The organism is Microbacterium sp., assembly GCF_049661145.1.
Lineage (GTDB): Bacteria > Actinomycetota > Actinomycetes > Actinomycetales > Microbacteriaceae > Microbacterium.
Window position 1 is genome coordinate 1 of record NZ_JBASZT010000442.1, and the last position, 5,017, is coordinate 5,017.

Annotated in this window: 5 protein-coding genes; 3 read left to right on the forward strand and 2 right to left on the reverse strand. The window is 70.3% G+C overall.

The window, feature by feature from the left end:
- Positions 1-1,077, forward strand: a 1,077-nt coding sequence (locus tag WBP48_RS18170; protein WP_424442167.1) for a D-alanyl-D-alanine carboxypeptidase family protein, incomplete at its 5' end; no start/stop codon positions are given.
- A gap of 29 nt (positions 1,078-1,106) precedes the next feature.
- On the opposite strand, the gene WBP48_RS18175 is transcribed toward WBP48_RS18170, so the two are convergent.
- Both WBP48_RS18175 and WBP48_RS18180 read right to left on the reverse strand, forming a co-directional pair.
- Positions 1,107-1,517, reverse strand: a complete 411-nt coding sequence (locus WBP48_RS18175) for a hypothetical protein (RefSeq protein ID WP_424442168.1) — start codon at positions 1,515-1,517, stop codon at positions 1,107-1,109.
- Positions 1,518-1,619: 102 nt separating this feature from the next.
- Positions 1,620-2,987 (reverse strand): MATE family efflux transporter, encoded by a 1,368-nt coding sequence (locus WBP48_RS18180; protein ID WP_424442170.1) that lies wholly within the window; start codon positions 2,985-2,987, stop codon positions 1,620-1,622.
- 87 nt (positions 2,988-3,074) lie between these two features.
- Between WBP48_RS18180 and WBP48_RS18185 the strand changes: the two genes are divergently transcribed.
- Both WBP48_RS18185 and WBP48_RS18190 read left to right on the forward strand, forming a co-directional pair.
- Complete coding sequence (locus WBP48_RS18185) at positions 3,075-3,914, forward strand: exodeoxyribonuclease III (RefSeq protein ID WP_424442172.1); 840 nt, start codon at positions 3,075-3,077, stop codon at positions 3,912-3,914.
- Between the two features lie 332 nt (positions 3,915-4,246).
- The coding region (locus WBP48_RS18190; RefSeq protein ID WP_424442173.1) for a histidine kinase at positions 4,247-5,017 on the forward strand (771 nt) is incomplete at its 3' end.

Here is a 5,017-nt window from a genome sequence, read left to right on the forward strand (position 1 = left end):
CTGCCGAGCCTCCCGGCCGACGGTGCGGCGGCGGTGCGCGTCGAGGGCGCAGCGGAGTTCCTCGGCTCCGACGGGTTGTCGGCGGCAGCCGGCACCGCCGATCCGCTGCCGATCGCGAGCATCACGAAGCTCGTCACCGCGCTGACCGTGCTCGATGCGCATCCGCTCGCGGGACCGGGCGATCCAGGGCCGACGCTCACGTTCGACAAGGCCGACCACGACCTCTACGACCAGTATTACGTGCAGGGCGCGACGATCGCCGAGATGCCCACCGGCAGCACGATGAGCCTGCACGACGCTCTGGAGCTCATGCTCGTGGTCTCGGCGAGCAACTACGCCGATGCCGTCTCGACGTGGGCGTTCGGCTCGCCGTCGGGGTTCGTGCGTGCCGCCCGCGACTGGCTCGCCCGCAACGGGCTCGCGCAGACCGTCATCGTGGAGCCGACCGGCATCAGCGCACGCAACGTCAGCACGACGACCGATCTGATCGCGCTCGGCAAGCTCGCGATGGCGAACGAGACGGTCGCGAGCATCGTCGGCATGACGTCGCTCGACGTCCACGGGTTCACGGGCAGGAACACCAACACTCTCCTGGGCTCCGATGGCGTGCGCGGCATCAAGACCGGCACGCTCGAGGGCTCGAACCTGCTGTACTCATCGCTCCTGGATGCCGGGATCGGCGAACCGCTCCACGTCACCGGGATCGTGCTGGGTGGGCAGGATCGCGACAGCGTGAACGCGCAGGTCGAGGCGCTGCTCGACAGCATCCGCGCCGGGTTCCACGACGTGCCGGTCGCGACGAAGGGCGAGGTGTACGGCAGTTACGAGACGCCGTGGGGTGCCCATGCGCGCATGGTGATGGCAACGGATGCCGAGGTGCTCACGTGGTCCGACACCCCCATCTCCGCCGAGATGTCGACGACTGCGCTTTCGGCCGGGAAGGCGGGCGAGAAGGTCGGAAGCATCACGTGGACGGCGGGCCCCCGCACTGCGAGCGCCGACCTGGTGCTCGATGGCGACATCGCGCCGCCCGACGCGTGGTGGCGCCTCGCACACCCGTTCGAGCTCGGCGGCTGACGCTCGGCGGCTGACGCGCGGCGGCTGTTTCAGCGCTGCTCGCGCACGAAGAACGGCCGCGGCCACGCGCCGAGCGCGAGCACCGCGAGCACGACCTGCACGAGGCCCGTCACGAAGTAGATGCCCTGCAGCGGCGACCACACGAGCATGATCGCGATCTCGACGAAGATCCAGATCATCATGACGAGGCCCGCCGCGGCGTGGAGCCCGCGCGCGAGCGCGAAGCGCCGGTACTGCGCGATCAGCGCGAGGGCCTGCGATCCGCCCACGACGAACCCGAGGATGACCCCCGGCCAGAAGAAGGACGAGAAGGCCGTGCCCTCGATCCATTCCCGGGGCACGCCGGCACCGCCGAAGAACATTCCCATGGCGCCGCCGACGAGCGCCGAGACGAGGTTGAACCACGCGACGGTCAACAGACAGGCGCGAATCCATCTCACCGAAGGCCCCACAGCGCCGACGGTACGCGAGGCGGCCGCCCCGGCATCCGCCCTTCGCCGGGACAAACCCCGCGCTGACGCGGCGATCCTGACAGAGCGGTGCTACGCCGGAACGGACGCCGCGGGCACCGCCGCATCGACGACGCGCGCATCCTGCATCCATCGTCCGCCGAGCCAGCGCCCGAACAGGAGCGCCGCCTTGACCGCCTCGGCGAGTACGAGACCCCAGAAGACGCCCGCGACGCCGAGCCCGGCCGTCTCGACGAGCAGGAACGAGACGGGGACGAGCACGACGATGCTCGTCCCGATCGAGTACGCCATCGGCACGACGACGTCACCGGCCGAACGGAGCGCCCCGTAGACGACGGCCGTCACCGCCGACAGCGGCAGCAGCAGCACGCTGATCGCGAGCGCCGTGCGCGTTTCGGCGAGCACGACCTCGTTGGGCCCGAAGATCGACAGCAACGGGTCGGCGCCCAGCCACAGCAACGCCGCCAGCAGCGCACTCGTCACGGCCGTGCCGACGACGGTGCGGACCGTCTGGCGGCGTGCGTGGGCCAAGGCATCCTCCCCCACGTCCCATCCGACGATCGTCTCGTTGCCCTGCGCGAGGGCGAGGATCAGGCCGGTCACGAGCGCGGTGAGCGTGAGCGCGTAGGAGCGCGCGTTGATGGCATCGGTGCCGAGAGCGTTGACGGCGGTCACGACGACGACGATCGCGATGTTGTACAACCCGTTCTCCAGCACGGTCGGGACCGACAGCCGCGCCATGGTCCAGGCGCGAGTTCCCTCCTCCTTCGGCGGCAGCGGCGCCCACATGCGGACCCCCGTGCGCGATCGCACCAGCCACGCGAGCAGCAGGGCGCCGATCCCCCGTACGACGAGCGTCGGAATCGCGGCGCCCACTGCTCCGAGCTCGAGCACGAACAGGCACACGTACAGCAGCGCGACGTCGAGCACGTTCACGACGACGCCGAGGACGAGGAGCGCGACGGTGCGTCCGTAGGCGCGCAGCACGGCGGATGCCGCGACGATGTACGCGTTGAATGCGAGCCCCGCCGCGACCACCCAGAGGTAGGCGAGCGCGTCGGGACGGATGTCCTCGGGTGTCCGGATGAGCGGCAGCAGCAGCGGCGCGGCGACGGCGACGCCGATCGCCATCGCAATGCCCAGGATGCTCGATGCGCGCAGCGCTACGGCGCTCGCTCGGCGCGCCGCCGTATACGCTCCGCCGCCGAGGAACTGCGCGACCACGACGAGCGCGCCGAGGCTGAACAGCACCGAGACGTCGTACAGCACTCCGAGCAGTTGGTTCGCCGTCGCGACGGCGGCGTTGAGCTCGGCGGAGGACGCGCTCAGCAGGACGACGTTGCCCAGGGTGGCGAGCAGCGTCAGGACGGTGACGAGCAGCAGCGGCCAGCTCAGCCGCAGCAGGCCTTTTCGGGCGAACGCGGGTGCGGTGTCGGACATGATGGCCTCCGGCTCGTGCCTATGGTTAGGGTTGCCTAACTCTATCGGCGGCGCGCGCTGTCGGCGGGCACGCATACGCTGGATGCCATGCGCATCGCCACCTGGAACGTCAACTCGATCCGCGCCCGCGTCGTCCGCACCGTCGACTTCGCGGTGCGCGAGAGCATCGACGTGCTGGCGATGCAGGAGATCAAGTGCAAGCCCGAACAGTTCCCGTATGCCGAGTTCGAGGCCGCCGGGTACTCCGTCGAGGCGCACGGGCTCAACCAGTGGAACGGCGTCGCGATCGCCAGCCGGGAGCCTATCGAGAACGTGCGGATCGGCTTTCCCGGCATGCCCGGTTTCGCGAAGGGCCACGACGGCCCCGGCGCGCCGCAGGAGGCGCGCGCGCTCGGTGCGACGGTCGAGGGCATCGAGGTGTGGAGCCTGTACGTCCCCAACGGCCGCAGCCTCGACGACCCGCACTACCGCTACAAGCTCGACTGGCTCGAGGCGCTGCGCGGGTACACCGCCGACACGCTCGCAGCGAGCCCCGACCTCGCCCTCGCCCTCACGGGCGATTTCAACATCGCCCCGACAGATGCCGACAACGGCGACCCCACCGTCATCGAGGGCGTGACCACCCATGTGTCGCCGCCGGAGCGCGAGGCGTTCCGGGCACTGTTGGAAGCCGGCCTCGCCGACACCGTGCGCCCGCTCGTACCGACGGGGTACACCTATTGGGACTACAAGCAGCTGCGGTTTCCGCGAGGCGAGGGCATGCGCATCGACTTCATCCTCGGCTCGCACGCGTTTTCGGATGCCGTGGTCGCGGCATCCATCCACCGCGAGGAGCGCAAGGGCGAGATCCCGAGCGACCACGTGCCGGTCGTCGTTGACCTCGATCTCGACGGCCCCGATGACGACGACCGCCCGATGATCTTTTGAGGGCCGCGGGCGCCGATCTCTTGAGTCGACTGCCGCCGGCCGACGGCAGCACACTGCGCGGCGTTCGGATCGTCAACCCGTTCGCAACCGACGGAGGTGTTCCAGATCCGCCTTCGTCTCCGTTACCGCCGACAGTCACGTACTGATGCTCTGTGGGCATCAGTGCGTGACCGTCTGGGCCAGACGATCAACGAACCCGGCCACGGTTCGCCATCTCGCAGAACCCCGTCCATGCCCCGGCCGGGAGTGCTGACCGCACCCGGAGACCGCCGCGCGCGCAGTTCCGTCGCGCGGGGGATGCCGCGGCATCCGCCCCGGCCTACGTTGGAAGCATGAGCGCGCACGACACGACCCGACCGGTGACGGCGGGTCAGCGACGGCTGGACCTGTGGCTCGCGCTGGCGCTGCTCGTCGGGGCGGTCATCAGTTCCTGGCTCGGTCAGGTGTCCGGACTGTACCGCGACGAGACGCCCGCGTTCGGGTGGGCGCTCGTCTACGCCGCGGCCCTCACGCTGCCGCTCGCGCTGCGGCGCCGCTACCCGGAGGCCGTGCTCACCGCGGTGGCGGTCACATTCTTCGTCGGGGTCTCGGCGCGGATCCCGGAGGTGTACGTCGGGAACGTCGCGGTGTTCATCGCGATGTACACGGTGGGCGCGTGGGTCGCGAACCGGCGGCGCGCGACCACCGTGCGGCTCGTCGTCATCGCGGGCATGTTCTGCTGGTTGATCGTGACGACGTTCCAGGCCGCGACCAGCGGCGAGGGTGAGGGCGACGGCCTCTCCCGCGCAGGACTGTTCTCGCCGTTCGCGGCGTTCATCATGCTGCAGTTCCTCGTGAACGTGGCCTTCTTCGGCGGGGCGTACCTCTTCGGCGAGCGGGCGTGGCGCGAAGCGCGGTCGCGCCAGGCGCTCGAGGAACGCACCGCCGAACTCGAACGGGAGCGCGAGCTGACCGCCGCGCAGGCGGTCGCGCTGGACCGCGTGCGCATCGCACGCGAACTGCACGATGTCGTCGCGCATCACGTCTCGGCGATGGGAGTGCAGGCCGGCGCCGCCCGCACGGTGCTCGATCGCGACCCCGCGGCTGCGCGCGCGGCGCTCTCG

What these genes read in the sequence shown, in the direction of transcription:
- WBP48_RS18180 (WP_424442170.1), bottom strand. Translation starts at nt 2,987, where the DNA reads ATGTCCGACACCGCACCCGCGTTCGCCCGAAAAGGCCTGCTGCGGCTG.
- WBP48_RS18185 (WP_424442172.1), top strand. Translation starts at nt 3,075, where the DNA reads ATGCGCATCGCCACCTGGAACGTCAACTCGATCCGCGCCCGCGTCGTC.